We start from the raw sequence: 25449 nt of genomic DNA, 5'->3' as shown, positions 1-25449 counted from the left end.
GCCGACATGCGTTTGAGCGACAAGACACTCGATACCCACTGCAACGCGACCGCTTTGCCGGCCGTGCCAAGGGAGTCGCGATGACGACTTGGCGCTCGTCCGCACCTGCAGGCATCGCGGCCCGATTCCTGCAGGTGCGGCAGCGGACACTGGAACTCTGTGCCAGCCTCAGCGCGGAAGACCTGCAACTGCAGTCGATGCCCGACGCCAGTCCCGGCAAATGGCACTTGGCACATACCAGCTGGTTCTTCGAGCAGTTCGTGCTGGGACGCGGCCCGGCCTACCGGCCGCGCGATCCGGCCTGGCATTACCTGTTCAACTCTTACTATCAGTCGGTCGGGCCGATGCATGCGCGGCCGCAGCGTGGGCTGTTGTCGCGGCCGTCGCTGGACGAGGTACGCGATTACCGGCGCTACATCGACGACGCGGTAGGTGAGCTGCTCGGCCGCGCCGATGATGTGGAGCTGTCCGGGCTGGTCGAGCTGGGCCTGCAGCACGAACAGCAGCATCAGGAGCTGCTGTTGACCGACATCAAGCACGCGTTCTGGTGCAATCCGCTGCAGCCGGCGTATGGCGCACCGATCGCTGCGCCGGCAGATACGAAAGCCGTGCCGCTGCGCTTCGTTGATGGCCGCGAGGGCATCGTCGAGATCGGCCATCGTGGCGAGGGCTTCGCGTTCGACAACGAGACCCCGCGCCATCGCACCCTGCTGCAACCGCACGCACTGGCCAACCGCCTGGTGACCAATGCCGAATACCTGGCGTTCGTGCTCGAAGGCGGCTACCGCGAACCCGGGCTGTGGCTGTCCGACGGCTGGGCCACGCTGCAGCGCGAAGCCTGGCAGCATCCGCTCTACTGGCAGGACGACCTGGCCAGCGAATTCACCCTGGCCGGCGTGCGCGAACTCGATCCGCACGAGCCGATCTGCCATCTCAGTTATTACGAGGCCGAGGCGTTCGCGCGCTGGGCCGGTGCGCGGCTGCCCACCGAGGCCGAGTGGGAATCGGCGGCGCAGGACATCGCGATCGACGGCAACCTGCAGGACGCGCAGCGCTTCCAGCCGCGCGCGGCGAGCGGCGATGCCGGCCTGCTGCAGCTGTATGGCGACGTGTGGGAGTGGACCGCCTCGCCTTATGTCAGCTACCCGGGCTTCCGCCCGCTGCCCGGCTCGCTGGGCGAATACAACGGCAAATTCATGTGCGGTCAATGGGTGTTGCGCGGCGGTTCCTGCGTCACCCCGCGCGATCACCTGCGCGCCAGTTACCGCAATTTCTTTCCACCCCAGGCCCGTTGGCAGTTTGCCGGGCTACGACTGGGACAGGACCGATGAGCAGCGTGCAACCCTGTGGCATCAGCGACGACGACCGTCGTCCGCCATCAAGCGATCTTCTGGAAGTCGTCCAGCGCGGCCTCGGCGCAAAGCCCAAGCGGCTGCCGTCGTGGCTGTTCTACGACGAGCGCGGCTCGATGCTGTTCGAGCGGATCTGCGAGCAGCCGGAGTATTACCTCACGCGTTGCGAGATCGCGCTGATGGATGAACACGCGGCCAGCATCGCCGACGAATTGGGCAGCGGCGTGCGCCTGGTCGAGTACGGCAGCGGCAATGCGCACAAGACCCGCATGCTGCTCGAACACCTGCACGCGCCGGTGGCCTACGTGCCGGTGGAGATCTCGCCGGAGCCATTGCGGCAGAGTGTGGAGCGGCTGGCGGCGGCGTTCCCGCAGCTGCCGCTGCAGCCGCTGTGCGCGGATTTCAGCAAGCCGCTGCGGCTGCCGATCCCGCCGCGCGCACCGCGGCGCACCGTGCTGTATTTCCCCGGCTCCACCATCGGCAATTTCGAGAATCGCGAAGCTGCCGTGCTGCTGCGCAAGATGCGCAACGAGATGGGCGATGCCGGCGGCATCCTGATCGGGGTGGACCTGAAGAAGGATCCGGCCGTCATCGAGGCGGCCTACAACGACCGCGCCGGCGTCACTGCCGAGTTCACCCTCAACATGCTGGCGCGGCTCAACCGCGAGATCGGCAGCAACTTCGAACTGTCGGCGTTCGCCCATCGCGCGCACTACAACCCGATGGCCGGGCGCATCGAGACGCACATCGTCAGCCGCCGCGAGCAGCAGGTCAAAGTCGGCCGCGTGAACGTGCCGTTGCGCGTCGACGAGACGATCCAGGTCGAATACAGCTGCAAGTATTCGCTGGAGGATTTCGCCGCGCTGGCTGCCCGCGCCGGACTGGCCGTGAAGCGCGTGTGGACCGATCCGCAGCGGATGTTCAGCGTGCAGTACCTGGTGCGCGCCAGCACGCTGGCGCGCTGAGCGCGAGGCGGCGCGCGCACATCCAGGCTGCCTGCGATTACCTCATTTGACGCCGTACAACGCCTTCACGTCGCTGGTCAACGCGGCTTGGCTGTCTGCCCGCGCGTAGAACATGTGGCCGCCGGGGTAGTTCTTCACCTGCACGCGGGTCGGGTCACCCATCGCCGGCATCTGGTCGACGATCAGCACCGAAGCCATGAACGGGCAGGACAGGTCGTCCCAGCCGTGCGCGATCAGCACGCGCAGGCCCGGATCGTTGGCGACCGCCTCGCGTAGTTGCGACACCGAACCCTTGTTGGCGTCCTCGTCCTCATGCCACAGCTTGTTCACCTCGTAGCTGAGCGCGTTGTAGCGGCCGTCGATCTTCCAGCCGACCGTCTGGGTAACGAAGTTGACCATCGCCGTGGTGGTCGGCGCGATGATGCCGTTGAGAATCGGATCGCCGGTCTGCTGGTGCGGCGCATACGGGAACGGATCCCACGCGGTGACGTTGGAGTCGTAGCGGCTGCCCAGCTTGCCCTCGGCGCGATACACCTCGCGCAGGTAGGCCTGGGTTTCGATGCGGCCGCCGGAGCGCCTGACGAACAGCGGATCGAGTCCGGTCAGCTCGGTGACTTTCTTCACCACGCGATCGGTAGCGTGCGGATCGGAGCGGCCGCGCATCAGGTCGCTGGCGTATTCGCCGCGGGTGTACTCGATGATCGGCGCCATCGCCTCCGCACTGAGCTTGTGCTCGCGCTCCAGGTGCGCGGCGGCGATCGAGGGCAGGGTGAGCATCCACGGCAGCGGCGATACGTTCTCGTCGTTGTATGCCGCCGGGTCGAGATAGGGCGACAGCAGCACCACGCCCTTCATCGCCACGCCGAGCCGGGTTTGCAGATAGTCGGTGATGCGCGGCCCGCGGAAGCCGCCGTAGCTTTCGCCGACCAGATACTTGCGCGAGGTCATGCGGCCGCTCTTGACCAGCCAGTCGTAGACGACGCGCGACAGGTACTTGATGTCGCTGTCGGTGCTGTAGAACTGCTTGGTCGCTTCCTTGTCGTCGACCAGTGCGCGGCTGTAGCCGGTGCCCACAGGATCGATGAACACCAGGTCGGTGAAGCCCAGCCAGGTGCCGGGGTTGTCGTGCAGCGTCGCCGGATCGGACGGGCTGTCGCCCTCGACGCCGAAGTTCACCTTCTTCGGCCCGATCGCGCCGAAGTTCAGGTACACCGACGAGGCGCCAGGGCCGCCGTTCAATGCGAATGTCACCGGCCGGTCCTTGCCAGGCATGGTGTAGGCGGTGAACACCACCTCGCCGGTGATCTTGCCCTTGCCGTCGCGCACCGGCAGCGAGCCGACGGTGGCGGTGTACTTGAGCGTGCGGCCATCCACCGTGGTCGATTGCGTCACGTGCGCATCGGCAGGCAGCGGCGGCAGCTGGAAGCCGTCGCTGCTGGCCGTATCCGGGGCCGTCGGCTTGGGGGTGTCGGCGGCGAAGGCCGGAGCGGCGTGGGACCCGGCCAGCACGAAGGCCGCCAGCAGGACAGATTGCAGGGACTTGCGCACGGTTTTTCCTCGCAGGCGAAAGCCGCCAGCTTAACCGGCTGCGCTGCGGTGGGGGTGTGCGTAAAGGCATGGGGTCAGCGCAGCACCACCGCCACCGGTTCCGGCATGCGGAATGACGGCGTCACGCGTTCCATCCAGCGTTCGAACGCCAGCGTGAAATCCTGCAGCGATTGCACGATGGCCAGGTCGGTCAGTGCGCCGTCGGCGTCGAAGCGGCTGGCTGCGCTCGCCACAAACAGGGTCGGGGTGGGCATCACCAAGGCGCCGCAGGTGTGCAGCACCTGGCGCAGCGAGGCTTGCGCCAGGCGCGCACCCCACGGACCGCTGCTGACGCCGAGTACGCCGACGGGTTTTTCCGACAGCACCTCGCCGGCGGGGCTTTCGCGCGAAAGCCAGTCCAGCGCGTTCTTCAGCACGCCGGGCATGGCGTGGTTGTACTCGGGCGTGGCGATGATCAGGCCGTCCGCGGCGGCGATCGCCGCGCGCAGTGCCTGCACGCCGGCGGGGCCGGCCGGTTCGCGCTGCTCCAGATCCTCATCGAACAGCGGCACGGCGGACAGCGCATCGTAGACGTCCAGCTGCAGCGTCGCCGGTGCCTGGGCCACGGCCGCCTGCAGCAGGCTGCGGTTCCAGGAATTGCGGCGCAGGCTGCCGGCAAGGCACAGCACGCGGCGGGTGGGAGTCGTGTGGAAGGCAGTCATCTCGGTATCTCCGGTGAGCAAAGGAATCAGGGTTCGATCAGCAGCAGGAAGGCGCAGGCAACCAGCAGGGCGCCCATCACGATGTCGACGCCGCGGCGGACCTGGGGGTGCACCAGCCAGCGGGCCAGCCATGCACCCAGCGCGGCCCACAGCAGCAGGCACAGGGCGGGGATCAGCACGAACAGTCCGGCCAGCGGCAGGTAGTCGCGCAGGCCGGTGGCCGGCACCGCCGCCAGCACGGTCAGCACGATCACCCAGCTTTTCGGGTTGAGGAACTGGAAGCCGATCAGACCCAGGATGCCGGCCGGCAAGGTCGCCGACGTCGCGACGGCGTGTCGCGGCGCGATGCCGGCCACGCACAGCGACACGCCGAGCCAGATCAGGTACAGGGCACCGATCGCGCCGGTCCAGCGCCGCAGTGGCGGGTGCGTGGCGAACGCCGCACCCGCACCCAGCGCCATCACCGCGAGCAGCAGCAGGCCACCGCACACGATGCCGACGATCGCCGACATCGCGCCGCGCAGGCCGGCATGCCCTGCCGCACGCAGCACCACCAGGTTGTTCGGGCCGGGTGTGATCGCGGCCACGCAGAGCAGGCCGCACGCAGCGAGCAACGGATCCATGGCATGTCCTTCATCGTGAATGGTCGGATGAAGCGCATGTTCAAGCCGATGTCTGGTCTGTGCCGAACGGCTTATGGTCTAGAATTCCGACCATGAACGAGCTGCCGCTGAATGCCTTGCGTGCTTTTGCCATGGTCTACGCCCACGGCGGCGTGCGCGCCGCCGCGCGCGAGCTGGGCATGGCGCATTCTTCGGTAAGCCGGCACCTGGGCGAACTGGACCGCTGGCTGGGTGTGCCGCTGCTGCGCACGGCGGCTGGTCGCGGCGCGCTGGTTTTCACGCCGCAGGGCGAGGCGCTGGGTCGTGCCACGCTGTCCGGTCTGCGCGAGATCGAGCAGGCGGTGGCGGCATTGCGCGAGACCCGCCCGGCGCACGCGGTGACCTTGTCCGCCTCGCCGTCGTTTGCGATCCGCTGGCTGCTGCCGCGACTGCCAGCGCTGGAGAAGGCGCACCCGAGGATCGAGTTGTCGGTGCAGGTGGAGCAGCGCCTCGACGCGCTGGACGACGGCCGCATCGATCTGGCGATCCGCATGGGCAAGGGGCCGTGGCCGGCGCTGCATGCCGAACCACTGATGGACGACGCGCTGTATCCAGTGATGAGCCCGGCGCTGTGGCAGGCGTCCGGACGTCCGTCGAAACCGGCCCAGCTGGCTGGCCTGCGCCTGCTGCACGACCGCGACCCACAGGCGGCATGGGAGTTGTGGCGGCAGGTACACGGGCCGGCCAGGCTTTCTCTGCAGGGTGGCGCGCGCTACACCTCGTCCGACCTGGTGTTGCGCGCGGCGATGCAGGGCCAGGGCGTGGCGCTGGCACGGCATCGGCTGGCCGCGGATGACGTGGCGAACGGCAGTTTGCTGCGTCCGTTCGGCGAGCTCGACGTGCCGCTGGGACCGTCGTACTGGATCGTGCGGCCGCCCGCAAGACCGCGTGCGGCGGTGGCCGCGGTGGTCGACTGGCTGCGCTGGCAGGCGGCCGGCACCGGCACCCGCTGATCAGCCGCGCGCCAGCGCACCCTCGACGAACTGCGAGAGCTGCGCCGCGTTCAGTGCGCCGGATTGCCGCGCGATCTCACGGCCCTGCTTGAACAGGATCAGGGTGGGGATGCTGCGGATGTTGAAGCGCTGGGCCAGTTGCGGCTGCGCCTCGGTGTCCAGCTTGGCCAGCCGCAGGTGCGGTTCGAACTTGCCGGCGGCCTGCACGAATACCGGCGCAAAGCCGACGCACGGCCCGCACCACGGCGCCCAGAAATCCACCAGCACCGGCAGGTCGCCGCGGCCGGCGATCGCCTCGAAGTTCGCCGCGGTCAGTTCCACCGGGCGTCCCTCGAACAGCGCCTGCTTGCAGCGGCCGCAGTTCGGATGCTCGCCCACCCGTTCGGCCGGCACGCGATTCAGCGCGCCGCAATGCGGACAGGGGATGGCCCGAGGTGTACTCATGGCAGACTCACTCCGATGACAGGTCAGGCGCCGGGCGCCAACGCCGACAAAGATGGCGGCAACCACCGCCGAATCCAAGCCGAGCCGACATGCCGCAACGTTCCGATGCATCCGTTTCACGCTGGCCGCAGCGAAGCCTGCTTGTGCTGGGCATGTTGTGGACCTTGCCGAATACCTTGCTTGGCTTGCTGCTGGGCGCGACCGGCGTGGCCTTCGGCGCACGCATGCGCTGGCAGCGGAGCGAGCTGGCGCTGGTGGTGCGGCGCTGGCCGTGGGGGCGCGGCGGGGCGCTGACCCTGGGCAACGTGATCGTGCACACTGGCGAGCGTCTGGACGTGCCGTGCCTCACCTACGCGCATCGCGCCGGTCGTGGCATCGAGCCGCCGGTGTCGCTGGCCGACCACGAACGTGCGCATGTCTACCAGTACATGCTGCTGGGGCCGCTGTTTCTGCCGCTGTACCTGTTGTGCGGCGGCATCAGCGTGCGCAACCCGTTCGAGCGCGCGGCCGACCGCTACGCGCGCTCGGGGCGTGGCTGGTGGCCGTGGTGGCGGGAAGGCCGATAGGCCGCTTCGGCGATCAGGCTGCCGCGCGCGCCACGAAACGCAGTGCCACCGAGTTCATGCAGTAGCGCAGGCCGGTCGGCCGCGGGCCGTCGTCGAAGACGTGGCCGAGGTGGCTGTCGCAGCCGGCGCAGCTGATCGCGGTGCGCTGCATGCCGAACAGATGGTCGCTGCGCTCGATCACGTTGCGGGCCGCGATCGGCTGCCAGAAGCTGGGCCAGCCGGTGCCGGAATCGAACTCGGTGGCCGCGTCGTACAGCGCGGTGGCGCAGGCCACGCAGCGGAACAGACCGGGCACGGCGGGCCGCTCGTGTGCACCGCTGAACGCGCGCTCGGTGCCCTCATGTCGCATGATGTCGTATGCCGCCGGCGACAGTCGCTGGCGCCATTGCGCGTCGCTCAGCACCAGCTTCGCCACCTCGCGCGCGCCGAGGTCGCGGCCGGCGTCGTCGAAGATTTCCAGCAACACCTCGCCCGGCGTGCCGACCGGGGTATTGGCTGCCGCGTATATCCGCGGCAGCAGCAGGCCACCGCCGACAGCGAGCAGCGCGCCACCGCCAAGGGCGGCGCGCAGGAAGCGGCGGCGATCCATCGCGAGGGTTTCATCGATGCGGGACATGACAGCCTCCGTGGAGATGCATGCAGCAATCAATCAACCGAACGTGAACGCGTACGCCTGCACGCCCGGATCCAGGAACTCGATCTCGAACAGCCGCTCGCCGCTGCCGTGGGCCTGGCGTACCAGCTGATACAGCCGCTGCGTGGTGATGGTGCCGTGGCCATCGGCGTCGGTGTCCATGCCGTGGTCGGCGCCGGGCGGCTTGCCGTCGATGCTGACGCGGTAGCGGATCGGCTTGCCGTCCGCAGTCGGGCCGAGCACCAGGTGCAGGTCGCGACCGCGGAAGCGGTAGACGATGCGGCCGCCGGCCTGCGCCAGTTGCGCGTTTTCGTCGTGCACGGTCCAGCGCCCGTCGAGCGACCACTGGTTCACGGCGAGCGAGGCGGGTGCGTGATAATCACGCGCATCGTCGCGCGCCACCCGGCCGCCGACGAAGTTCATCGCGCGAGCGTAGCCGACGTAGGTTTCCGGCGAGCGGGTGGGATCGTCCGATGCGGCCGCCTCGACGCCGCGGTGGTCGTCGCTGACGTAGCCGCCGGGTAGGTTCTTCTGGCCGGCGTCGGCCAGAAGATGGCGGATCACGTCCTCGCTTTGCCGGTACTCGCCTTCGCCGAAATGGTGATGGCGGATCTGTCCCTGTGCGTCGATGAAGTAGTGCGCCGGCCAGTACTCGTTGTTGAAGCCTCTCCAGATCGCGTAGTCGTTGTCCAGCGCGACCGAATAGTCGACGCCCAGGTCCTTCACGGCTTTGGCGACGTTGGCCGGATTCTTCTCGAACGCGAACTCCGGCGCATGCACGCCGATCACCACCAGGCCGTGGTCCTTGTACTTGTCGGCCCAGCCGCGCACGTACGGCAGCGCGCGGATGCAGTTGATGCAGGAGTATGTCCAGAAGTCGACCAGCACGACCTTGCCGCGCAGCGACTCGGTGGCCAGCGGCGGGCTGTTCAACCACTGCGTGGCGCCGGCCAGCGACGGGAACGTGCCTTCCACCGGCAGCGGCTCGCCGGCTTTCAGCATGGGTCGTGGCGCCGGTGCCGGGCGCACGGCGTTGATCAGCTTCTGCTCGATGACGCTGGTGCTGGCCAGCGAGACGCGGGTGAGCAGGCCGGTATCCAGGCCCAGCGCGATCGCGGCCACGCCGCACAACACCAGCGCGCCGAGTGCACGGCGCACCCATTCGCCGGCGCCGAGCGAGCGCTTCATCAGGGCGAACACCTTGCCGCCGATTAGCAGCGCCAGGCCGAGTGAAGTGGCCGCGCCGGCGGCATAGGTGAGCAGCAGCAAGGTGGTCTGCACGCTGGCGCCGTTCAGCGCCGCACCGGTCAGCAGCAGGCCCAGGATCGGCCCGGCGCACGGCGCCCACAGCAGGCCGGTGGCCACGCCGAGGCCGGCCGCGCCCCAGACCGAATCGCCATCGCCGGCCGAGCGCTGCGACAGCCGGTTGCCCAGCGCCACGAACGGACGGGTGATCCATTCGGCCAGCCGGGTCGACAACAGGGTCAGGCCGAGGAAGGCCAGCACCAGCATCGCCACCCAGCGGCCGTACTGGTTCGCGTGCACCGCCCAGCCACCGCCGAGCGCGGCCAGCGTGGCGACTGCGGCGAAGGTGATCGCCATGCCCAGCAGCATCGGGAAGCCATTGCGCATGAACGGGCGGTCGGAGCGGGCGAACACGAACGGAAGCACCGGCAGGATGCACGGGCTGAGGATGGTCAGTACGCCGCCGAGGTAGGCGAGGATCAACACGAGCATGGGGAGCATCCGTGGAAGGTTGCCTGGCTATTCGCCGTTGCGCTGGCGAGGGTTACACGCTGGCATGAAGTAACGTTGGCGCCGGCTGCGGCGAATACCTCACAGGCGTTCCGCCGTGGAGCGAAGCATGTCGCAAGCCTTGACCGCCACCGCCTACATGGGTCTAGATAGTGCACTTTCCCTGCGGGCGAGTCTCGACCAGACCATGCCAGCCGATGTCGCCACGGTGAACGACAGCGAATCGCCCGACCGGCGCCGGGCGGCGTGGATGGCAGCTGCGCAGGCCGGTGACCGGCGCGCCTACGAGAAGCTGCTGGCCGATTCGGTGGCGCTGATCCGTGCCGCCGCGCGGCGCCATGGTGTAGCGCCGGATGGTCTGGACGACGTGGTGCAGGAGACCCTGATCAGCGTGCACCGGGTGCGCCACACCTACGACCCGACCCGTTCGTACGATGCGTGGCTGACGGCGATCGCCAACCGCCGCGCGATCGACGCGCTGCGTAGCCGCGGCCGTCGCGACAGCCGCGAACTACACGACGATTTCGCGCTCGACCATCATCCCGACAGCAGCGACGCCAGCGCGGCGGCCGAATGCGAACAGCGCACGCAGCGCCTGCACGAGGCGATCGCCGAATTGCCGCCAGGCCAGCGCGAGGCGGTGGAACAGCTGGGCCTGCGCGAGCGTTCGCTCAGCGAGGCGGCCGCGCTGACCGGACGCAACACCGGCGCGCTGAAAGTGAACCTGCATCGCGCGCTGAAGGCACTGCGCGAACGTTTCCATGGAGAACCCTGACGTGATGTCCGACCCGCAATTCCATGAGGCACTGATCGATCGCCTGGGCACCGAGCTGGTGCCGGTGCGGCGGCTGTTGCCGCCATGGCTGCGCACCGCCGGCTGGCTGCTGCTGGTGGCGGCGCTGGCGGCCGGGTTGCTGATGCATTACGGCGCGAGCCCGATGCTGCAACGCTGGGCCGCCACGCCGGATCTGGCTTGGGCCGGCATCGGCGCAGTGATCACCGCGATCAGCGCGGCGTGGGCCGCGTTCGCGCTGGGCGTGCCGGGGCGGCGTGCGGCATGGGCGTGGCTGCCTCTGCCCGGGGCCTTGCTGTGGATCGGCGCCAGCGGCCTCGGCTGCCTGCGCACATGGATCGCGCCGGGCACCGAACTTGCCGGCGTGCATCAGACCGCCGACTGCCTGCTCTTCATCATCGGCTTCTCGGTGCCGCTGTCCGCGCTGCTGATCGTGCTGCTGCGGCGCGCCTGCCCGCTGCGGCCGGTGCTTGCCGCGGTGCTGATCGGCCTGGCCAGCGCGGCGGCCTCGGCCAGCCTGCTGGAGATCTGCCACGCATTCGATTCCGCGGCCACCGACCTGCTGACCCACGCGCTGGCGGTGATCGTGGTGGTGGCGGTCAACGCCGCGATGGGCGGTCGGCTGCTGTCGAGGGCCTGAGCTCAGTCGCGGAAATTGTCGAACTGCAGCGGCAGCTCGACCTCGGACTTGCGCAGCAAGGCCATCGCTGCCTGCAGGTCGTCGCGCTTCTTGCCGCTGACGCGCAGCTTGTCGCCGTTGATCTGCGCCTCGACCTTGAGCTTGGCCGCCTTCAGTTCGGCCACCAGCTTCTTCGCGACCGGCTGCTCGATGCCCTGCTTCACGGTGATCTTCTGCCGCGAGCCGCCCAGGTTGGTTTCCGGATCGCCGACGTCGAGCGCACGGATGTCGATCTTCCGCGCGGTCAGCCGGCCGCGCAGGATGTCCAGCATCTGCTGCAGCTGGAATTCGCTGGGCGCGCTCTGGGTGATCACGCCACCGTCCAGCACGTACTGCGCGTCCACGCCCTTGAAGTCGAAGCGCGTGGTCAGCTCGCGGTTGGCCTGGTCGATCGCATTGGTCAGTTCGTGCTTGTCGACTTCGGAGATCACGTCAAAGGAAGGCATGGCGGCGGCTCGCTGGGAACAGGACCAAAGTGTAAGCCATGCGGCTGGGCGATAATGCGCGACCTGTGGCGGCGCGAGGATGCCGGTTCGTGAAAGTGGACGTGTTGATCGTCGGCGCCGGCGCCGCGGGCCTGATGTGCGCGATCGCCGCCGGCCAGCGCGGCCGCCGCGTACTGGTGGTCGACCACGCCAACAAGGTCGGCAAGAAGATCCTGATGTCCGGCGGCGGGCGTTGCAATTTCACCAACACGGGTGCGACGCCGGCGAACTATCTCTCGGCCAACCCGCATTTCGCCAAGTCCGCGCTGGCGCGCTACACGCCGTGGGATTTCATCGCGCTGGTCGAGAAGCACCGCATCGCCTACCACGAGAAGGAGCTTGGCCAGCTGTTCTGCGACGACTCGGCCAAGCAGATCGTGCGCATGCTGCTGGACGAATGCGCCGCCGCCGGTGTCACGGTGGAAGCGAACTGCGGCGTGCAGCGGGTGCGTAACACGCCGGGAGGTTTCAGCGTGCTCACCGCGCGCGGCGAAGTGCATGCCGAATCGCTGGTGGTTGCCTCGGGCGGCCTGTCGATTCCCAGCATGGGCGCCAGCGGTTTCGGCTACGAACTGGCGCGCCAGTTCGGCCACGCCGTGCTGCCCACGCGCGCCGGTCTGGTGCCGCTGACCCTGAGCGGCAAGCACCAGGAGCATTACCAGGATCTGGCCGGCGTGGCGCTGCCCGAGGTGGAGGCGCGCGTGGGCAGGCAGGGTTTTCGCGCTGGCCTGCTGTTCACCCACCGCGGCATCAGCGGACCGGCGATCCTGCAGATTTCCTCGTACTGGCAACCCGGCGACGACCTGCGCATCGACCTGCTGCCGGACCGGGACGCCGGTGCGCATCTGGTCGAACAGCGCGCGGCGCGGCCACTGGCGGAGCTGAAGACCGTGCTCGGCGATGTGTTACCGAAGCGTCTCGCGCAGCGTCTGTGCGAGCAATGGTTTGAGGGCCGTCCGATGCGCCAGTACCGCGACGCCGAACTCGAGCAGGTCGGTACGCAACTCAACGCGTGGCCGATCACCGCCAGCGGCACCGAAGGCTATCGCACCGCCGAAGTCACCCTGGGCGGCGTCGACACCGACGGCCTGTCCTCCAGCACGATGCAGTCGAAGCTCGTGCCGGGGCTGTACTTCATCGGCGAGGTGGTCGACGTCACCGGCTGGCTTGGCGGCTACAACTTCCAGTGGGCGTGGGCCTCGGGGCAGGCCGCCGGGCAGGCGGTGTGAGGCTGTCCTCGCACGGCGGATTTCGCATGGATTGAATATCTCGCATGCTTCACTGTGCGCCGGTTTCGACATGAGGACACCCGCATGAAAGTCGGATTCATCGGTCTCGGCGCGATGGGCAGCGCGATGGCCAGCAACCTGCTCGCGGCCGGCCACACGCTGACGGTATGGAACCGTTCCGTCGCGGCTACCGAGCCGCTGGCCTCGCTGGGGGCCAAGGTAGCGAAGACGGCCGACCGCGCCGCGCAGGGCGAGGTGTTGTGCAGCATGCTGGCGAACGACCAGGCGGTACGCGAGGTGTTCCTCGACGGCGGCCTGCTCGACGCGATGGATCGCGGCACCGTGCATGTGAATCACGCCACGATTTCGGTGGCGCTGGCGCAGGAGCTGGCCGCGGAGCACGAGAAACGCGGGCTGGAGTACGTCGCCGCGCCGGTGTTCGGCCGTCCGGACATGGCCGCCGCGGCAAGGCTGAATATCCTGGTGGCCGGCAAGCCGGCCGCGATCGAACGCGTGCGGCCGCTGCTGGAAGCGATGGGCAGCCGGCTGTGGCCATTGGGCGTAGCGCCGGAGCGCGCGAACGTGGCCAAGATCGCGGGCAACTTCATGCTGGCCAGCGCGATCGAGAGCATGGCCGAGGCGACGGCGCTGACGCGCGCCTACGGCGTCAGTGCAGCGGACTTTCTCGAAGTGATGACGAACACCTTGTTTGCGTCGCCCGCCTATCAGGGCTACGGCAAGCTGATTGCCGAGCAACGCTTCAAGCCGGCCGGGTTCGCCTTGCCGCTGGGCTACAAGGACGTGGGGCTGGCGCTGGCTGCGGGAGACGCACAGCGCGTGCCGCTACCGTTCGCCGGCGTGCTGCGCGACGCCCTGCTGGAAGCGCTGGCCGCCGGCGACGAGGAGCTGGACTGGTCGGCGCTGGCGCTGGTCGCCGCGCGCCGGGCGCATCTGGACGAGCGCGAATAGCCGGTACAGGGCGTTACGGCGCCCACTCCAGCGTGCCGTCGATCACTGTATGGCTGCGTCCGCCGACCCAGATCGTGTTGCCGTCGATGTGCACGATCAGTTGCGCGTCGTGGCCGATCTCGCGGCCCTGGCTGACCTGGTAACCACGGGCCAGCGCGCCGTGCGGTTCGGCGTGCATGATGTACGCGGCGATCAGGCCGTTGGCGGCGCCGGAAGCGGGGTCCTCGACGATGCCCACGCCCGCCGGGAACGCGCGCACCACCAGCTGGTAGTCGGGGTGGCTGCTTCTTGCGAACGCGCACAGCCCCATGCTGTCGCTGGCATGCGCCAGCGCGGCGATCGCCGCGTGGTCGGGCTGCCACGCGCGCAGGCTGGCTTCATCCGCTATCTCGGCCAGCCACCAGCGCCGCCCACCATCGACCAGCGCCGGCGGCAGCACGCCCAGTTCGGTACCGGCCAGCGTGGCCGCGAGCAGCGGATGGGCGTCGCGGCCGGTGTCCAGCACGCGCTCGCCGGGTGATTGCAGCAACAGCTCGCGACCGGCGCTGCTGCCTTCAACGCGGATCGGCAACACGCCGGCGCCGCATTCCTGCCACAACAGGCCATCGTGCGGCTGGGCCAGGCCGCATTCGAGCGCGGCGTGCGCACTGCCGATGCTGGGGTGGCCGGCGAACGGAATCTCCTTGTGCGGAGTGAAGATGCGTACGCGATAGCTGGCCCGCGGATCGGTCGGCGGCAGCAGGAAGGTGGTTTCGACCAGCGCCGTCCAGCGCGCGAAGCGCTGCATCGCCGCGGCGCTCCAGTCGTCGGCGCCGATCACCACGCCGAGATGATTGCCGCCGCCCAAGGTGGCGGCAAAGACGTCCAGATGCAGGTAGCGAAGCGAAGTCATGGGATCCATCGAGCGGCTGACGGCCGCATAAAGCGACGAATGATAGCGGCCTGTGGCGGATCCGGGCAGTGATCATTCGGCATATCGGTACGGCAGCGTGGCATTAGCGCCGGCATATCGGGTGACTGCGCCCGCGAAGAGTCGACAAGATGAGGGCGCGGCGCCAAGATGCCGAGCTTTGCACCCTAGTCGCGGAATCGTCTATGCCGATCACTCTGGTCATCATCGCCATCACCTGCATCGTTTCGTTCATGGCGTTCAAGAACAGCCGCCTGATGAACGACCTGATCCTGTGGCCGCCGGCGATCGCCCGCCAGCGCGAATACCACCGGCTGGTGACCTACGGCCTGGTGCATGCGGATTTCACGCATCTGCTGGTGAACATGATCACGCTGTTCTTCTTCGGCAGGGTGATGGAAGGCTTCTTCGCCGCGCGCCTGGGATCGTTCGGCTTCGCGCTGTTCTACATCGGCGGCCTGGTGGTCTCGATCCTGCCGACCTACCTGAAGAATCGCGGCAACCCGAACTACCGCAGCCTCGGTGCCTCGGGCGCGGTGTCGGCGGTGCTGTTCGCCTTTATCCTGTTGGCGCCGTGGGAAAAGATATACATCTTCTTCGCGCTACCGGTTCCAGCCATCGTCTACGCGGTGCTGTACACCGGCTATTCGATCTACATGGACCGGCGCGGGCAGGACAACGTCAACCACAGCGCACACCTGTGGGGCGCGGCGTACGGCGTGATCTTCACCCTGCTGGCGGAACCGCGGGTACTGCCGCATTTCCTCAATGCGCTGATGCAGCCCAGCTTCCGATGATGAACGTTTCCTGCGCTGCGTAATGCCCGCCGCGGCCGGGGCGCGCATACTGGGCGCGGTTCCATCGACCACCGCAGGAGAACGAACGCATGGCTATGACCCGCAAGTCGGCCGCGAAGAAGTCCGCGGCAAAGAAAGCAACCGCCAAAAAGGCGCCGGCCGGGAAAACGATCACGAAGAAGCCCGCGCCGCGCAAGGCGGCCAAGAAGGTCGCCGCGAAGAAATCCGCGACGAAGAAACCGGCAGCGCGGAAACCCGCGGCAGGAAAAGTTGCGACGAAGAAGGCTGTGGCGAAAAAGCCCGTCGCCAGGAAGGTCGCCGCAAAGAAGGTGGCTGCGAAAAAGCCGGTGGCGAAGCCGGTTGCAAGCAGGAAGGCCGCAGTGGCGAAACCGGCGGCGGTGACAAAGCCAGCCCCCCGCTCCGCTACCGCGAAAAAGCCGGCCCCGCACAAACGTCTGCCGGCGGAAGCACCGATCCAGCACATCAGCCAGGAAGACGCCGTGGCAAAAATCCAGGCCTTGCTGGAGGCCAAACAGGAACGGGTGAGGCAAGGGCCGAGTTGGCCGGATGCCAACCCGGCCCAACTAGGATCGGGCAGTGCGGAGCTGCACCTGCCGGTAGCGAGTGCAGCCGGCGGCGAAGCTGCCGACGGACGCGTGCTGGCGCCCGAACGCGGCGAGCAGAGCAAGCGCGAGGGTTGATGGCCTTTGTCGACGGGTGTGCGACGGCGCTACATGGCTGGCGGGTGAACGCCGGTTGGCGATGCGCTGGAACTCAGTGCGCGTTCAAGCACTGCGGACTAGCGTGATGTCGCAACTCCCAGATGGAGACGGATCATGAAACGCCTGTTGGCCAGTCTTGTGCTGATCGTCGCTGCCGCGGCGTTGTCGGGCTGTTATTACGATCCGGGCTACAGCTATGTACGTGGCTCCGGCTACAGCGGCGACGCCTATTACGGTGACGGCGGCAACGCCTACTACGTGGCGCCGGGTTACTACGATGGCTATTACGGCGGTTACTACGGCTGCTGCTATGCGCCCGGCGTGAGCGTCGGCGTCAGCAGCGTGTGGTACGGCGGCTCGCGTTATCGGCATGATGGCTATCGCGATCATCGCGACTATCGCGACTATCGCGGTCACGCCGGCCAGTGGCGCGGCCAGGGCTATGGCCGCAGCGACTATCGCGGCGGCAGTCGCGACGGCAACCGCAACCGCGACGGCAACCGCGATGGCAACCGGCAGCGGCGCGGCTCCCGCAGTGGCGATCGCGATCATCGCGACTGAGGCTTGAGGCACAATCGGGGGATGCCCGGATTCGTGCCACCACGCACCCGTATTGCAAGGCTCATCGTCATCGCGGCGGTGAGCCTTTTACTGTGCGCCTGCGGCAGCCTGCGCTACTACGCGCAGGCGGTGCACGGGCAGGGTGCGCTGATCGTGCACCGGCGCGCGGTGAGCAAGCTGGTGCACGATCCGGCCACCGATCCGAAACTCGCCGCGCGCCTGCAGCAGGCGCAGCAGGCGCGCCGGTTCGCCTCGCAGCGGCTGGCCTTGCCGGACAACCGCAGCTATACCGGCTACGTCGCGTTGGATCGCCCCTACGTGGTGTGGAACGTGTTTGCCACACCGCGCTTCTCGGTGCAGGCCGTGCCGCAGTGCTTTCCGGTCAGCGGCTGCGTTGCCTATCGCGGCTGGTTCAGGGAAGCCGATGCGCAGGCCGATGCGGCGCGGCTGCAGGCGCGCGGCGACGACGTCTGGGTCGGCGGCGTGCCGGCGTATTCCACGCTGGGCTGGTTCGCCGATCCGATCCTGTCGAGCATGCTGCGCTGGGATGACGACGATCTGGACGGCACGATCTTCCACGAACTGGCGCACCAGCTGATCTACGTGAAGGGCGACACCGCGTTCAACGAATCTTTCGCGAGCTTCGTGCAGAGCGAAGGCCTGCGTGAATGGCGCCGGTCGCGAGGCCTGCCGCCGCCGGACGAGCATGCCCGGGCGATCGACGAGGGCTTTACCCACCTGGTGCTGGACCTGCGTACGCGCCTGGCGGCTCTGTATGCCAGCGGCGTGGATGCATCGGCGATGGAGGCGGGCAAGCAACGCGAGATCGCGGCATTTCGCGCCAGCTACGCGCAGTGGCGCGAGCGCGACTGGCCGGACGATCACCGCTACGACGCCTGGATCGCGCAGCCAATCAACAACGCGCGGCTGCTGCCGTTCGGCTTGTACGACCGGTGGACGCTGGCGTTCGCCGCGCTGTTCCAGCATGCCGGGCGCGACTGGCCGGCGTTCTACGCCAGCGTGCGCGGGCTGGCGCGCGAGCCGGAGGCGCAGCGTGAACAGGCGTTGCAGGCGCTGTTGCCGCAAAGCCCGTGACTTGGCCAGACGTGTTCGCGGCAATCGAATGGCCGGGTGATTCGGGGTTCGCGTTCACCGATGGGCGGATCAGTCGCAGCGTCGGCCGCAGCCGAGCCCGCGCATCAATGCCCCGACTTGCGCCCGGCCATGTGCCGCAGATAGGCCAGCACGGCATCAAGGTCGGCGTCGGACAACGCGTGCGTGTCGAACCCCGGCATCTTCGCCTGCGGCCATTGTCGCAGCGACTGCGGGTTGCGGATGAAGGCGCGCAACAGGTCGGCGCGCAGGTATTCGGTGGGGCTGTGCGGAATGTTCAGGTCCGGACCGAGCTTCGAATCGCCTTGGCCGTTGAGCGTATGGCAGGCGAAACAGCTGCGCTGGAATGCCGCAAAGCCGCGTCGCACTTCGCTGTCGGCCGGTAGCGAAGGATCGGGCAGGATCGCCGGGAAGCGCTCGGCCATGCCAGCCAGCTTGCGGATACTCGCCAGCTGGTACGGCCACTGTTCCGGGCCCACGCGGGCGGCCTGCGGCCGGGTCCACACGATGTAGAACGGCCCGGCGCTGCCGCGATCCTTGTCCAGCGCGGGCCAAGGTCGGGACGGGTCCTCGATCGCCAGCCAGGCGGTGCTGCCTTGCGTGTTCAGCAGCAGGGCGGCGGGGATCTCGGCGGCAAAGCCGTCGCCGGCGACGAACTGCAAGTGGTCGTCGGGACCGATGCCTTCGAGCAGGGCGGCCAGCGGCACGGCGCGGTAATGCATCGTGCGACGGAACGCGACATCGCCAGGCGCGCTGATGTCGCGCGCGTCGCGGCGCTTGAGCAGAATTTCGGTGCGATAGGTGATGACGCCATGGCCGAGATCGACTTTCAGTTCGGCGGCCGTCGCGGGCAGGGCCAGGCACGACACGAGCAGGTACATGGCGAACAGCTTCATGGTCGATTCCGCATGAAAGTAAAGAAATTGTAGGCGATGGATACTCGAACCGTCCCGGCCCGCTCCGTTGCTGGAAGCCTGTCGGGGAGCTGAACAAATTTCGACATGCACGTTGAACTCACGCGTTGCCAGCCACACTAAGCCTGTGTATCGCCGTGATGGCGACAGGAAGTGGCGCAATGCATCGCGTCACTGAGGGGCCGGCATTTCCTCCCCTGGACGCCGCCTGACAAACCCCATCAGTCCTCCCCTGGCTGATGGGGTTTTTTTTGCGCGGAACAAGCCATGCGGTTCGCGTGGATAATGCTCCTTCTCGTTCCCCGCATGGGCTGCTGATGATTATCGATTCGCTGCTCGACACCGATCTGTACAAATTCTCGATGATGCAGGTGGTGCTGCACCAGTATCCGGCGGCCCAGGTCGAGTACCGTTTCAAGTGCCGCACGCCGGGCATTGACCTGGTGCCGTACATCGACGAGATCCGCACCGAGCTGAGAGCCATGTGCCAGCTGCGTTTCGCGCCCGACGAGCTCGACTACCTGCGCACCTGGCGCTTCATCAAGAGCGACTTCGTGGACTTTCTGGGGCTGTTCCAGCTCAACGAGAAGTACGTGGAGATCGCGCCGGCCGCCGCGGCCAACGGCGAGATCGAGATCCGCATCCGCGGGCCGTGGCTGCACACCATCCTGTTCGAGGTACCGCTGCTGGCGATCGTCAACGAGATTTACTTCCGCCATGCCAGCGGCGGTCTCGACCTTGCCGAAGGCCGTCGGCGATTGCAGGCGAAGATCGCGCTGCTGCGCGACACGCCGGATTACGCCGGCTGCAAGATCGCCGATTACGGCACGCGCCGGCGCTATTCGCGGGTGTGGCAGGAGGAGGTGGTGACCGCGCTGCGCGAGGGGCTGGGCGAGCAGCTGGCTGGCACCAGCAACGTGTGGCTGGCGCGCAAGCTCAACCTGACCCCGCTGGGCACGCTGGCGCACGAATACCTGCAGGCGCACCAGGCGCTGGGTCCGCGCCTGCGCGACTCGCAGGTGGCGGCACTGGAAGCGTGGGCGAAGGAGTATCGCGGCGACCTCGGCATCGCGTTGTCCGATGTTTACGGACTCGACGCGTTCCTGCGCGATTTCGACATGTACTTCTGCAAGCTGTTCGACGGTACCCGCCACGATTCCGGCGATCCGTTCGAGTGGGGCGAGAAAGTGCTGGCGCACTACGGCGCGAACCGCGTCGATCCGCGCAGCAAGGTGCTGGTGTTCAGCGACGGGCTGGACATCCCCAAGGTGATGCAGCTGTACGCGCACTTCCGCGGCCGCTGCCAGCTCGCGTTCGGCGTGGGCACCAACATCACCAACGACGTGGGCCCCACACCGCTCAACATCGTGATCAAGATGATCCGCTGCAACGGCCAACCGGTAGCCAAGCTGAGCGACTCGCCTGGCAAGAACATGTGCGAGGACAAGGCCTACGTGGCGTATCTGCGGCAGGTGTTCGAGATTCCTGCATCGCAGGGGTGAGAGCACATCTCAGAACGCGGGCAGCACGGCACCGTGGTACTTCTGCTCGATGAACGCCTTGATCTGCGGGCTGGTCAGTGCCCTGGCCAGTTTCTGCACGCGCGGATCGTTCTGGTTGTCGGGGCGGCCGACCAGGTAGTTCACGTAGGGCGAGTCCTTGCTCTCGATCAGCAGCGCGTCCTTGGTGGGATTCAGCCCGGCGGCCAGCGCGTAGTTGGTGTTGATCAGGGCCAGGTCGACCTCGTCCAGCGTGCGCGGCAGCATCGCCGCCTCCAGCTCGCGGAACTTCAGCTGCTTCGGGTTCGCGGTGATGTCCTTCAGCGTGGCCATCTCGTCGGTCGGATCCTTCAGCGTGATCAGGCCGTGTTTCGCCAGCAGCAACAGCGCGCGGCTGTTGTTGCTGGGGTCGTTCGGCAGCGTCACGCTGGCGCCGTCGGGCAGCTGGTCGATGCTCTTGTATTTGTGCGAGTACGCACCGAACGGTTCGATGTGCACGCCGGTGATGATGGTGAGCTGGGTGCCGCGCTCGCGGTTGAACGCGTCCAGGTAGGGCTTGGTCTGGAAGTAGTTCAGGTCGATGTTCTTCTCGGCCACCTGGGTGTTCGGCTGCACGTAGTCGGCGAACACCTTGATCTGCAGGTCCACGCCTTCCTTCGCCAGCAGCGGCTTTGCCTGCTTGAGGATTTCCGCGTGGGGTACCGCGGTGGCGGCCACGGTGAGGACATTGTCGCCCTGCTTGCCGGAGCCGGAGCAGCCGGCAAGCAACAGCAGGGTCAGGGCGAGGGGGGCAAGCAGCAGTTTCATGGCGGATTCGCTTGTGCGGCGCACAATAATAAGCCGTCTATACTGCCAAATACAAACATGGGGAAAGCGCGGCTCTCGGTGCGTCACGATTTCGGCGCGGCGTAGCCAGCCAGCAGGAGCAGGGCCAGGATGGCGGCGACGGCGGCGAGCAGCAGTCTCATGGCGGCGATTCTCATGGGCGGTCAAACGAAACTAGGCTGCCCATGCCGCCAACGCAAATAACCAAATCAGCGTTGCTTATAACGCGTCACGATGTGGTCGCCGACCATCTGCAACAGCTGCACCAGCACGATCAGCAGCACCACGGTGACCAGCATGTAATCGGACTTGTAGCTGAGATAGCCGTAGCGATAGGCCAGGTCGCCGAGGCCGCCCGAGCCGATCGCGCCGCCCATCGCGGTATAGCCGACCAGCGCGATCGCAGTGACCGTGATGCCGGCAAACAGGCCGCCGCGGGCTTCCGGCAGCAAGACGTGGCGCACGATCTGCCACAAGCTGGCGCCCATCGCCTGGCTGGCCTCGATCACGCCCTGCTGCACCTCGCGCAGCGCGGTCTCCACCAGTCGCGCGAAGAACGGCGCCGCGCCGATCACCAGCGGCGGGATCGCGCCGCGGATGCCCAGCTTGGTGCCGACCAGGGCATAGGTGATCGGCATCAGCACGATCATCAGGATGATGAACGGCACCGAGCGCAATATGTTCACCAGCAGCGAGGTGATCGCATAGAGCTTCGGCATCGGCCGCAGCTGGCCCTTGCCGGTGAGGTACAGCAGCACGCCTAACGGCAGGCCGATCAGCACGGTGAGGGCGAGCGAGCCGCCCAGCATCAGCAAGGTGTCGATGCAGGCGCGGCCGATCTCGCCCCAGTCGTCGATGTTGGGAAAGAGTTTCTGCAGCGGGTTCATCGGTGCAACTCCTCGATCTCGATGCCGGCCGTGCGCAGCGCGGCCAGCGCAGCGTCTATCCGCTCGCCCTGCATCGCCAGCGTGAGCTGGCCGTAGGGCAGGTCCTTGATGCGGTCGATGCGGCCGGCGAGGATGTTGAACTCGACTCCGGTCTCGCGGGCGACGCGGCCCAGCGCCGGCGTCAGCGTGGCATCGCCGCGGAAGCTCAGGCGCAGGATGCGTCCGGGCACCTGCGCGAATGGCGCCAGTTCGCTGGCCGCTTCTTCCGGCAGCGCCTCGTTGACGAAGCGCTTCGTGGTGGGGTGCTGCGGGTGCAGGAACACGTCGGCCACCGCGCCGCGCTCGACAATCGCGCCGGCGTCGAGCACCGCCACGCGATCGCACACGCGGCGCACCACGTCCATCTCGTGGGTGATCAGCACGATGGTGAGTTGCAGCTCGCGGTTGATCTCGGCAAGCAGCTCCAGCACCGAGGCGGTGGTCTGCGGGTCGAGCGCACTGGTGGCCTCGTCGCACAGCAGGATGGACGGCCGATTGGCCAGCGCGCGGGCGATGCCGACGCGCTGTTTTTGCCCGCCGGAAAGTTGCGACGGGTACTTGTCGGCATGCGCGGTCAGTCCCACCCGCGCCAGCAATGCGTCGACACGTGCGCGCAATACGCCGGCATCGCGCTCGCCAGCCAGTCGCAGCGGAAACGCGACGTTGTCCGCCACCGTCTGCGAGGCGAGCAGGTTGAAGTGCTGGAAGATCATGCCGATCCGGCGTCGCTGTGCGCGCAATGCCGGTTCGGCCAGCGCGGTCATCTCGGTGTCGCCCACGAAGATGCGCCCGCCGCTGGGTCGCTCGAGCAGGTTGATCAGCCGTATAAGCGTCGATTTGCCGGCACCGGACAGACCGATGATGCCGAACACCTCGCCATCGACGATGTCGAGGCTGAACGGCTGCAACGCGGGAATGTCCTTGCCGTCGACGCGGTAGGACTTGTGGACATCGACGAAGCGGATCACGACGGAACCTGGCTTGCGGGTGGTGGGCCATTCTATGCCACGGACATCACGGTCGATGGCGTATGCTGCTGGATTGATCCATCAAGACGGAGTCCGTCCATGTCCAGCGTCTACGATTTCACCGTTCGCGATATCGATGGCAACCAGCGCTCGCTCGCCGAATGGCGCGGCAAGACCCTGCTGATCGTCAACGTCGCCTCCAAATGCGGCTTCACCCCGCAATATCAGGGGCTGGAGACGCTGTGGCAGGACCAGCGCGATCTGGGTCTGGTGGTGTTGGGTTTTCCGTGCGACCAGTTCGGCCACCAGGAACCCGGCGACGAGGCCGAGATCAGGACCTTCTGCAGCACCCAGTACGACGTGACCTTTCCGATGTTCGCCAAGGTCGAGGTGAATGGCGAGCATGCCGATCCGCTGTACAAGTGGCTGAAGAGCGAAGGCAAGGGCATCCTCGGCAGTGAGTCGATCAAGTGGAACTTCACCAAGTTCCTGGTCGATCCGGATGGCCAGGTGGTGAAGCGCTATGCCTCCACCGACACGCCGGAGAAGATCGGCAAGGACACGCGGGCTCGGCTCGCCGGCTGATCCGGCCCCCTCTCGATCGCCCACGGTAGTTCGCCGGCAGCGCGCTGGCGCATCCATGGCATCGCCCGGCCTGCAGGTCGGGCGGCGCGGTTCTGGTATTCTGCGCGGTTCGTGTCGGCACCTGGCCGGCGGACTTGAACCTATTCGCGAGAACCTCATGCAGATTGCCCAGAACTCCGTTGCCGCCTTCCACTACACGCTGACCGACGACGAGGGTCAGGTCATCGACAGCTCCGAGGGTCGCGAGCCGCTGACCTATCTGCATGGCAGCGGTCATATCGTGCCGGGCCTGGAAAAGCAGATGGAAGGCCGTCTGGTCGGCGACAAATTCACCGCCGACGTGGCGCCCGAAGAGGGCTACGGCGTGCGCCATGACGAGCTGATGCAGGAAGTGCCGCGCGCGGCGTTCCAGGGCGTCGAGGACATTCAGCCCGGCATGCAGTTCCAGGGCCACGGCCCGGAAGGCCAGATCAACGTCACCGTGACCAAGGTCGAGAATGGCGTGGTCTTCATCGACGCCAACCACCCGCTGGCCGGCAAGACCCTGCATTTCGCCATCGAGGTGACCGACGTGCGTGGCGCCACCGCGGAAGAGCTGGAACATGGCCACGTGCACGGCGCCGGCGGTCACCACCACTGATCGCTGAGGCCGCGATCCGCCGCTACGCGAAGGCCCGGTGCTTGCACCGGGCCTTCGTCGTTGGCGACCACTCAGTACCAGTCGAGCAGCGACACGCCCAGGCCCAGGTAGGTGGCATTGTGGTTGTAGTCGATCAGGCTTTCGCCGTAGCCCTTGAACACTTCCATGTAGCCGCGCAGGTTGCCGGCCATCGGGAAGCTCCAGCTGAAGCGCGCGGCGCCGTGGCTGCGGCTGCCGCCGCGCAGGGAATGGCGCAGCTGCATGCCGAATTCCTGGCCGCGCCATTCGTGCACGATCTGCACTTCGCCACGCCCCATGTAGTCGCTGATGTCGGGGTTGTCGTCGTCGCGGTGTGACTCCGGAACGCGCCACCACGGGCGCAGCATCACGCTCCAGCCGTTGCGCTCGAAACCGACGTTGGCGATCACCCGGTTCCAGTTGCGCGACAGCGGATCGCCGCGGCCGTTGGACTGGTGGTTGACCCCGATGCCGAGCATCCGGCCCTCCCAGCCAAACACCCGGTAGTGGGTACCGAACACCAGCATCGCCTCGGGCTCGTAGTTGGTTTCGCGGAACGGGCGCGACAGCTGCGAGTTGTAGACCTGCCAGCGCGAGGACTGGGTATAGCCCACCCACAGGTCGCCGGCGTCGCCGAACACGCCTTGCCACACCTTGGCCTTCAGGCTGAGCTGGAATTTCGCCTCGACGTTGTCCAACTGCTCGCCCTGACCTGTCACCGTATTGTTCGGGTTCGGGCTGCGTGGCTGGTTGTTCTGGTTGCTGGTGAGAAAGGCTGGCAGCACGTACACCGGCTTGTAGCCGCGGATGTTGTAAGTGCCGAGCTTGCTTTCCGGCGACAGTTCCCAGCGGCTGTCGAGCAGCGACAGCGGCGTGGCCACTTCGCTGTTGGTTTCCACGCTGGTACTGGACGGCTTCTGGCGGTCGCGGCTGAAGATGCTCGGCGTCGTGGTGGCCTCGACCACCCGCTTCTGCGCGATCGGCAGGTTGACCCGGCCGGTTGCATGGTCGTAGCAGGCCAGCCGCTGGGCATCGCTCTCGATGGCGGTGCAGGCGCGGATGTCGGTGGGGTCCGGATTCTGCGCGTGTGCGACGGTGACCGGAGTGCCGACGGACAAGGCCAGGAGGACGGCCGCGGTCGATCGCTTCATGAAGAAAATTTCCTGGCGGGGCTTCGGGTGAGTCTAGCGGAGCGGTCACGGACGACGGTGATTGGCACATGAAAACGCCGGCCGC

General features: G+C 67.2%; 28 protein-coding genes and 1 pseudogene. 16 read left to right on the top strand and 13 right to left on the bottom strand.

The window, feature by feature from the left end; translation table 11 throughout:
- Positions 1–80: 80 nt before the first annotated feature.
- Both egtB and egtD read left to right on the top strand, forming a co-directional pair.
- On the top strand, positions 81–1331 hold the full coding sequence (egtB, locus tag ABD024_RS11370; protein WP_343852661.1) for an ergothioneine biosynthesis protein EgtB: 1251 nt from the start codon (positions 81–83) through the stop codon (positions 1329–1331).
- Positions 1328–2317, top strand: coding sequence for an L-histidine N(alpha)-methyltransferase (gene egtD, locus ABD024_RS11365; RefSeq protein ID WP_343852659.1), 990 nt, complete (start codon positions 1328–1330; stop codon positions 2315–2317). The genes egtB and egtD overlap by 4 nt, the downstream gene beginning before the upstream one ends.
- A 42-nt stretch (positions 2318–2359) precedes the next feature.
- Here the strand turns inward: egtD and ABD024_RS11360 are convergent, their stop codons facing one another.
- From ABD024_RS11360 to ABD024_RS11350, 3 genes are all read right to left on the bottom strand, one after another.
- On the bottom strand, positions 2360–3865 hold the full coding sequence (locus tag ABD024_RS11360; RefSeq protein WP_343852657.1) for a S10 family peptidase: 1506 nt from the start codon (positions 3863–3865) through the stop codon (positions 2360–2362).
- 74 nt (positions 3866–3939) lie between these two features.
- Positions 3940–4566, bottom strand: coding sequence for an NADPH-dependent FMN reductase (locus tag ABD024_RS11355; protein WP_343852655.1), 627 nt, complete (start codon positions 4564–4566; stop codon positions 3940–3942).
- 26 nt (positions 4567–4592) lie between these two features.
- Complete coding sequence (locus ABD024_RS11350) at positions 4593–5189, bottom strand: LysE family translocator (RefSeq protein ID WP_343852653.1); 597 nt, start codon at positions 5187–5189, stop codon at positions 4593–4595.
- A 92-nt stretch (positions 5190–5281) separates the two neighbouring features.
- On the opposite strand from ABD024_RS11350, the gene ABD024_RS11345 reads away from it, so the two are divergent.
- Positions 5282–6181, top strand: a complete 900-nt coding sequence (locus ABD024_RS11345) for a LysR substrate-binding domain-containing protein (protein ID WP_343852651.1) — start codon at positions 5282–5284, stop codon at positions 6179–6181.
- Here ABD024_RS11345 and trxC read toward each other — a convergent pair whose 3' ends face one another.
- Positions 6182–6625: a thioredoxin TrxC gene (gene trxC / locus ABD024_RS11340; protein ID WP_343852649.1), complete on the bottom strand. Its 444-nt coding sequence runs from the start codon at positions 6623–6625 to the stop codon at positions 6182–6184.
- An 89-nt stretch (positions 6626–6714) separates the two neighbouring features.
- Here trxC and ABD024_RS11335 point away from each other — a divergent pair, with 89 nt between their 5' ends.
- On the top strand, positions 6715–7191 hold the full coding sequence (locus ABD024_RS11335) for a hypothetical protein (RefSeq protein WP_343852647.1): 477 nt from the start codon (positions 6715–6717) through the stop codon (positions 7189–7191).
- Between the two features lie 13 nt (positions 7192–7204).
- On the opposite strand, the gene msrB is transcribed toward ABD024_RS11335, so the two are convergent.
- Positions 7205–7807: a peptide-methionine (R)-S-oxide reductase MsrB gene (msrB, locus tag ABD024_RS11330; RefSeq protein ID WP_343852645.1), complete on the bottom strand. Its 603-nt coding sequence runs from the start codon at positions 7805–7807 to the stop codon at positions 7205–7207.
- 33 nt (positions 7808–7840) lie between these two features.
- On the bottom strand, positions 7841–9562 hold the full coding sequence (locus ABD024_RS11325; protein WP_343852643.1) for a cytochrome c biogenesis protein DipZ: 1722 nt from the start codon (positions 9560–9562) through the stop codon (positions 7841–7843).
- Between the two features lie 205 nt (positions 9563–9767).
- On the opposite strand from ABD024_RS11325, the gene ABD024_RS11320 reads away from it, so the two are divergent.
- Both ABD024_RS11320 and ABD024_RS11315 read left to right on the top strand, forming a co-directional pair.
- The gene (locus ABD024_RS11320; protein WP_343854659.1) at positions 9768–10355 is read left to right on the top strand and encodes an RNA polymerase sigma factor; all 588 of its coding nucleotides are present in this window, start codon (positions 9768–9770) and stop codon (positions 10353–10355) included.
- 4 nt (positions 10356–10359) lie between these two features.
- On the top strand, positions 10360–11013 hold the full coding sequence (locus ABD024_RS11315) for an NrsF family protein (RefSeq protein WP_343854655.1): 654 nt from the start codon (positions 10360–10362) through the stop codon (positions 11011–11013).
- A gap of 2 nt (positions 11014–11015) precedes the next feature.
- Here the strand turns inward: ABD024_RS11315 and ABD024_RS11310 are convergent, their stop codons facing one another.
- The gene (locus ABD024_RS11310; RefSeq protein WP_343852641.1) at positions 11016–11498 is read right to left on the bottom strand and encodes a YajQ family cyclic di-GMP-binding protein; all 483 of its coding nucleotides are present in this window, start codon (positions 11496–11498) and stop codon (positions 11016–11018) included.
- 89 nt (positions 11499–11587) lie between these two features.
- On the opposite strand from ABD024_RS11310, the gene ABD024_RS11305 reads away from it, so the two are divergent.
- Together ABD024_RS11305 and ABD024_RS11300 are read left to right on the top strand one after the other, a co-directional pair.
- Entirely contained in the window at positions 11588–12766 is a 1179-nt protein-coding gene (locus ABD024_RS11305) for a BaiN/RdsA family NAD(P)/FAD-dependent oxidoreductase (protein WP_343852639.1), read from the top strand.
- Positions 12767–12850: 84 nt separating this feature from the next.
- Complete coding sequence (locus ABD024_RS11300; protein ID WP_343852636.1) at positions 12851–13735, top strand: NAD(P)-dependent oxidoreductase; 885 nt, start codon at positions 12851–12853, stop codon at positions 13733–13735.
- Positions 13736–13748: 13 nt separating this feature from the next.
- Here the strand turns inward: ABD024_RS11300 and ABD024_RS11295 are convergent, their stop codons facing one another.
- A complete protein-coding gene (locus ABD024_RS11295; protein ID WP_343852634.1) occupies positions 13749–14627 on the bottom strand; it encodes a PhzF family phenazine biosynthesis protein in 879 nt (292 codons plus the stop codon).
- Between the two features lie 203 nt (positions 14628–14830).
- On the opposite strand from ABD024_RS11295, the gene ABD024_RS11290 reads away from it, so the two are divergent.
- The 5 genes and pseudogenes from ABD024_RS11290 to ABD024_RS11270 all read left to right on the top strand — a co-directional run bounded on the left by ABD024_RS11290 (position 14831) and on the right by ABD024_RS11270 (position 17820).
- The gene (locus tag ABD024_RS11290) at positions 14831–15442 is read left to right on the top strand and encodes a rhomboid family intramembrane serine protease (RefSeq protein WP_343852632.1); all 612 of its coding nucleotides are present in this window, start codon (positions 14831–14833) and stop codon (positions 15440–15442) included.
- Between the two features lie 89 nt (positions 15443–15531).
- Positions 15532–15840, top strand: a pseudogene (locus ABD024_RS11285) (histone H1-like repetitive region-containing protein); the annotation flags it as partial.
- Positions 15841–15942: 102 nt separating this feature from the next.
- Positions 15943–16143, top strand: coding sequence for a hypothetical protein (locus ABD024_RS11280; protein ID WP_343854762.1), 201 nt, complete (start codon positions 15943–15945; stop codon positions 16141–16143).
- Positions 16144–16278: 135 nt separating this feature from the next.
- The gene (locus ABD024_RS11275; RefSeq protein WP_343852630.1) at positions 16279–16725 is read left to right on the top strand and encodes an LptM family lipoprotein; all 447 of its coding nucleotides are present in this window, start codon (positions 16279–16281) and stop codon (positions 16723–16725) included.
- Between the two features lie 78 nt (positions 16726–16803).
- Entirely contained in the window at positions 16804–17820 is a 1017-nt protein-coding gene (locus tag ABD024_RS11270) for an aminopeptidase (RefSeq protein WP_343854651.1), read from the top strand.
- 104 nt (positions 17821–17924) lie between these two features.
- On the opposite strand, the gene ABD024_RS11265 is transcribed toward ABD024_RS11270, so the two are convergent.
- Positions 17925–18734: a c-type cytochrome gene (locus tag ABD024_RS11265; RefSeq protein ID WP_343852628.1), complete on the bottom strand. Its 810-nt coding sequence runs from the start codon at positions 18732–18734 to the stop codon at positions 17925–17927.
- A gap of 335 nt (positions 18735–19069) precedes the next feature.
- Between ABD024_RS11265 and pncB the strand changes: the two genes are divergently transcribed.
- Positions 19070–20254 carry a nicotinate phosphoribosyltransferase gene (pncB, locus tag ABD024_RS11260; protein WP_027484734.1) on the top strand — a complete coding sequence of 395 codons (1185 nt, stop codon included), beginning with the start codon at positions 19070–19072 and terminating at the stop codon, positions 20252–20254.
- 9 nt (positions 20255–20263) lie between these two features.
- Here the strand turns inward: pncB and ABD024_RS11255 are convergent, their stop codons facing one another.
- The 3 genes from ABD024_RS11255 to ABD024_RS11245 form a co-directional block, all read right to left on the bottom strand.
- Complete coding sequence (locus ABD024_RS11255; RefSeq protein ID WP_343852625.1) at positions 20264–21058, bottom strand: MetQ/NlpA family ABC transporter substrate-binding protein; 795 nt, start codon at positions 21056–21058, stop codon at positions 20264–20266.
- Positions 21059–21285: 227 nt separating this feature from the next.
- On the bottom strand, positions 21286–21963 hold the full coding sequence (locus ABD024_RS11250; RefSeq protein ID WP_343852623.1) for a methionine ABC transporter permease: 678 nt from the start codon (positions 21961–21963) through the stop codon (positions 21286–21288).
- A complete protein-coding gene (locus ABD024_RS11245) occupies positions 21960–22970 on the bottom strand; it encodes a methionine ABC transporter ATP-binding protein (RefSeq protein WP_343852621.1) in 1011 nt (336 codons plus the stop codon). The genes ABD024_RS11250 and ABD024_RS11245 overlap by 4 nt, the downstream gene beginning before the upstream one ends.
- Positions 22971–23069: 99 nt before the next feature.
- On the opposite strand from ABD024_RS11245, the gene ABD024_RS11240 reads away from it, so the two are divergent.
- Both ABD024_RS11240 and ABD024_RS11235 read left to right on the top strand, forming a co-directional pair.
- Entirely contained in the window at positions 23070–23555 is a 486-nt protein-coding gene (locus ABD024_RS11240) for a glutathione peroxidase (RefSeq protein ID WP_027484730.1), read from the top strand.
- 157 nt (positions 23556–23712) lie between these two features.
- On the top strand, positions 23713–24195 hold the full coding sequence (locus ABD024_RS11235; RefSeq protein ID WP_343852618.1) for an FKBP-type peptidyl-prolyl cis-trans isomerase: 483 nt from the start codon (positions 23713–23715) through the stop codon (positions 24193–24195).
- Between the two features lie 71 nt (positions 24196–24266).
- Here ABD024_RS11235 and ABD024_RS11230 read toward each other — a convergent pair whose 3' ends face one another.
- Positions 24267–25364, bottom strand: coding sequence for a phospholipase A (locus ABD024_RS11230; protein ID WP_343852616.1), 1098 nt, complete (start codon positions 25362–25364; stop codon positions 24267–24269).
- Between the last annotated feature and the right edge of the window lie 85 nt (positions 25365–25449).

The sequence above is a fragment of the Rhodanobacter soli genome (genome assembly GCF_039523495.1).
Lineage (GTDB): Bacteria > Pseudomonadota > Gammaproteobacteria > Xanthomonadales > Rhodanobacteraceae > Rhodanobacter > Rhodanobacter soli.
The sequence above is the reverse complement of the archived record's forward strand: the minus strand, read 5'-3'. Positions and strand labels throughout refer to the sequence as shown.

Excerpts from the sequence above, each read along its gene's own strand:
- egtB (WP_343852661.1), top strand. The coding sequence starts at position 81 with ATGACGACTTGGCGCTCGTCCGCACCTGCAGGCATCGCGGCCCGATTC.
- egtD (WP_343852659.1), top strand. The coding sequence starts at position 1,328 with ATGAGCAGCGTGCAACCCTGTGGCATCAGCGACGACGACCGTCGTCCG.
- ABD024_RS11355 (WP_343852655.1), bottom strand. The coding sequence starts at position 4,566 with ATGACTGCCTTCCACACGACTCCCACCCGCCGCGTGCTGTGCCTTGCC.
- ABD024_RS11350 (WP_343852653.1), bottom strand. The coding sequence starts at position 5,189 with ATGGATCCGTTGCTCGCTGCGTGCGGCCTGCTCTGCGTGGCCGCGATC.
- ABD024_RS11345 (WP_343852651.1), top strand. The coding sequence starts at position 5,282 with ATGAACGAGCTGCCGCTGAATGCCTTGCGTGCTTTTGCCATGGTCTAC.
- trxC (WP_343852649.1), bottom strand. The coding sequence starts at position 6,625 with ATGAGTACACCTCGGGCCATCCCCTGTCCGCATTGCGGCGCGCTGAAT.
- ABD024_RS11335 (WP_343852647.1), top strand. The coding sequence starts at position 6,715 with ATGCCGCAACGTTCCGATGCATCCGTTTCACGCTGGCCGCAGCGAAGC.
- msrB (WP_343852645.1), bottom strand. The coding sequence starts at position 7,807 with ATGTCCCGCATCGATGAAACCCTCGCGATGGATCGCCGCCGCTTCCTG.
- ABD024_RS11325 (WP_343852643.1), bottom strand. The coding sequence starts at position 9,562 with ATGCTCGTGTTGATCCTCGCCTACCTCGGCGGCGTACTGACCATCCTC.
- ABD024_RS11320 (WP_343854659.1), top strand. The coding sequence starts at position 9,768 with ATGCCAGCCGATGTCGCCACGGTGAACGACAGCGAATCGCCCGACCGG.
- ABD024_RS11315 (WP_343854655.1), top strand. The coding sequence starts at position 10,360 with ATGTCCGACCCGCAATTCCATGAGGCACTGATCGATCGCCTGGGCACC.
- ABD024_RS11310 (WP_343852641.1), bottom strand. The coding sequence starts at position 11,498 with ATGCCTTCCTTTGACGTGATCTCCGAAGTCGACAAGCACGAACTGACC.
- ABD024_RS11300 (WP_343852636.1), top strand. The coding sequence starts at position 12,851 with ATGAAAGTCGGATTCATCGGTCTCGGCGCGATGGGCAGCGCGATGGCC.
- ABD024_RS11295 (WP_343852634.1), bottom strand. The coding sequence starts at position 14,627 with ATGACTTCGCTTCGCTACCTGCATCTGGACGTCTTTGCCGCCACCTTG.
- ABD024_RS11290 (WP_343852632.1), top strand. The coding sequence starts at position 14,831 with ATGCCGATCACTCTGGTCATCATCGCCATCACCTGCATCGTTTCGTTC.
- ABD024_RS11275 (WP_343852630.1), top strand. The coding sequence starts at position 16,279 with ATGAAACGCCTGTTGGCCAGTCTTGTGCTGATCGTCGCTGCCGCGGCG.
- ABD024_RS11265 (WP_343852628.1), bottom strand. The coding sequence starts at position 18,734 with ATGAAGCTGTTCGCCATGTACCTGCTCGTGTCGTGCCTGGCCCTGCCC.
- pncB (WP_027484734.1), top strand. The coding sequence starts at position 19,070 with ATGATTATCGATTCGCTGCTCGACACCGATCTGTACAAATTCTCGATG.
- ABD024_RS11255 (WP_343852625.1), bottom strand. The coding sequence starts at position 21,058 with ATGAAACTGCTGCTTGCCCCCCTCGCCCTGACCCTGCTGTTGCTTGCC.
- ABD024_RS11250 (WP_343852623.1), bottom strand. The coding sequence starts at position 21,963 with ATGAACCCGCTGCAGAAACTCTTTCCCAACATCGACGACTGGGGCGAG.
- ABD024_RS11240 (WP_027484730.1), top strand. The coding sequence starts at position 23,070 with ATGTCCAGCGTCTACGATTTCACCGTTCGCGATATCGATGGCAACCAG.
- ABD024_RS11235 (WP_343852618.1), top strand. The coding sequence starts at position 23,713 with ATGCAGATTGCCCAGAACTCCGTTGCCGCCTTCCACTACACGCTGACC.
- ABD024_RS11230 (WP_343852616.1), bottom strand. The coding sequence starts at position 25,364 with ATGAAGCGATCGACCGCGGCCGTCCTCCTGGCCTTGTCCGTCGGCACT.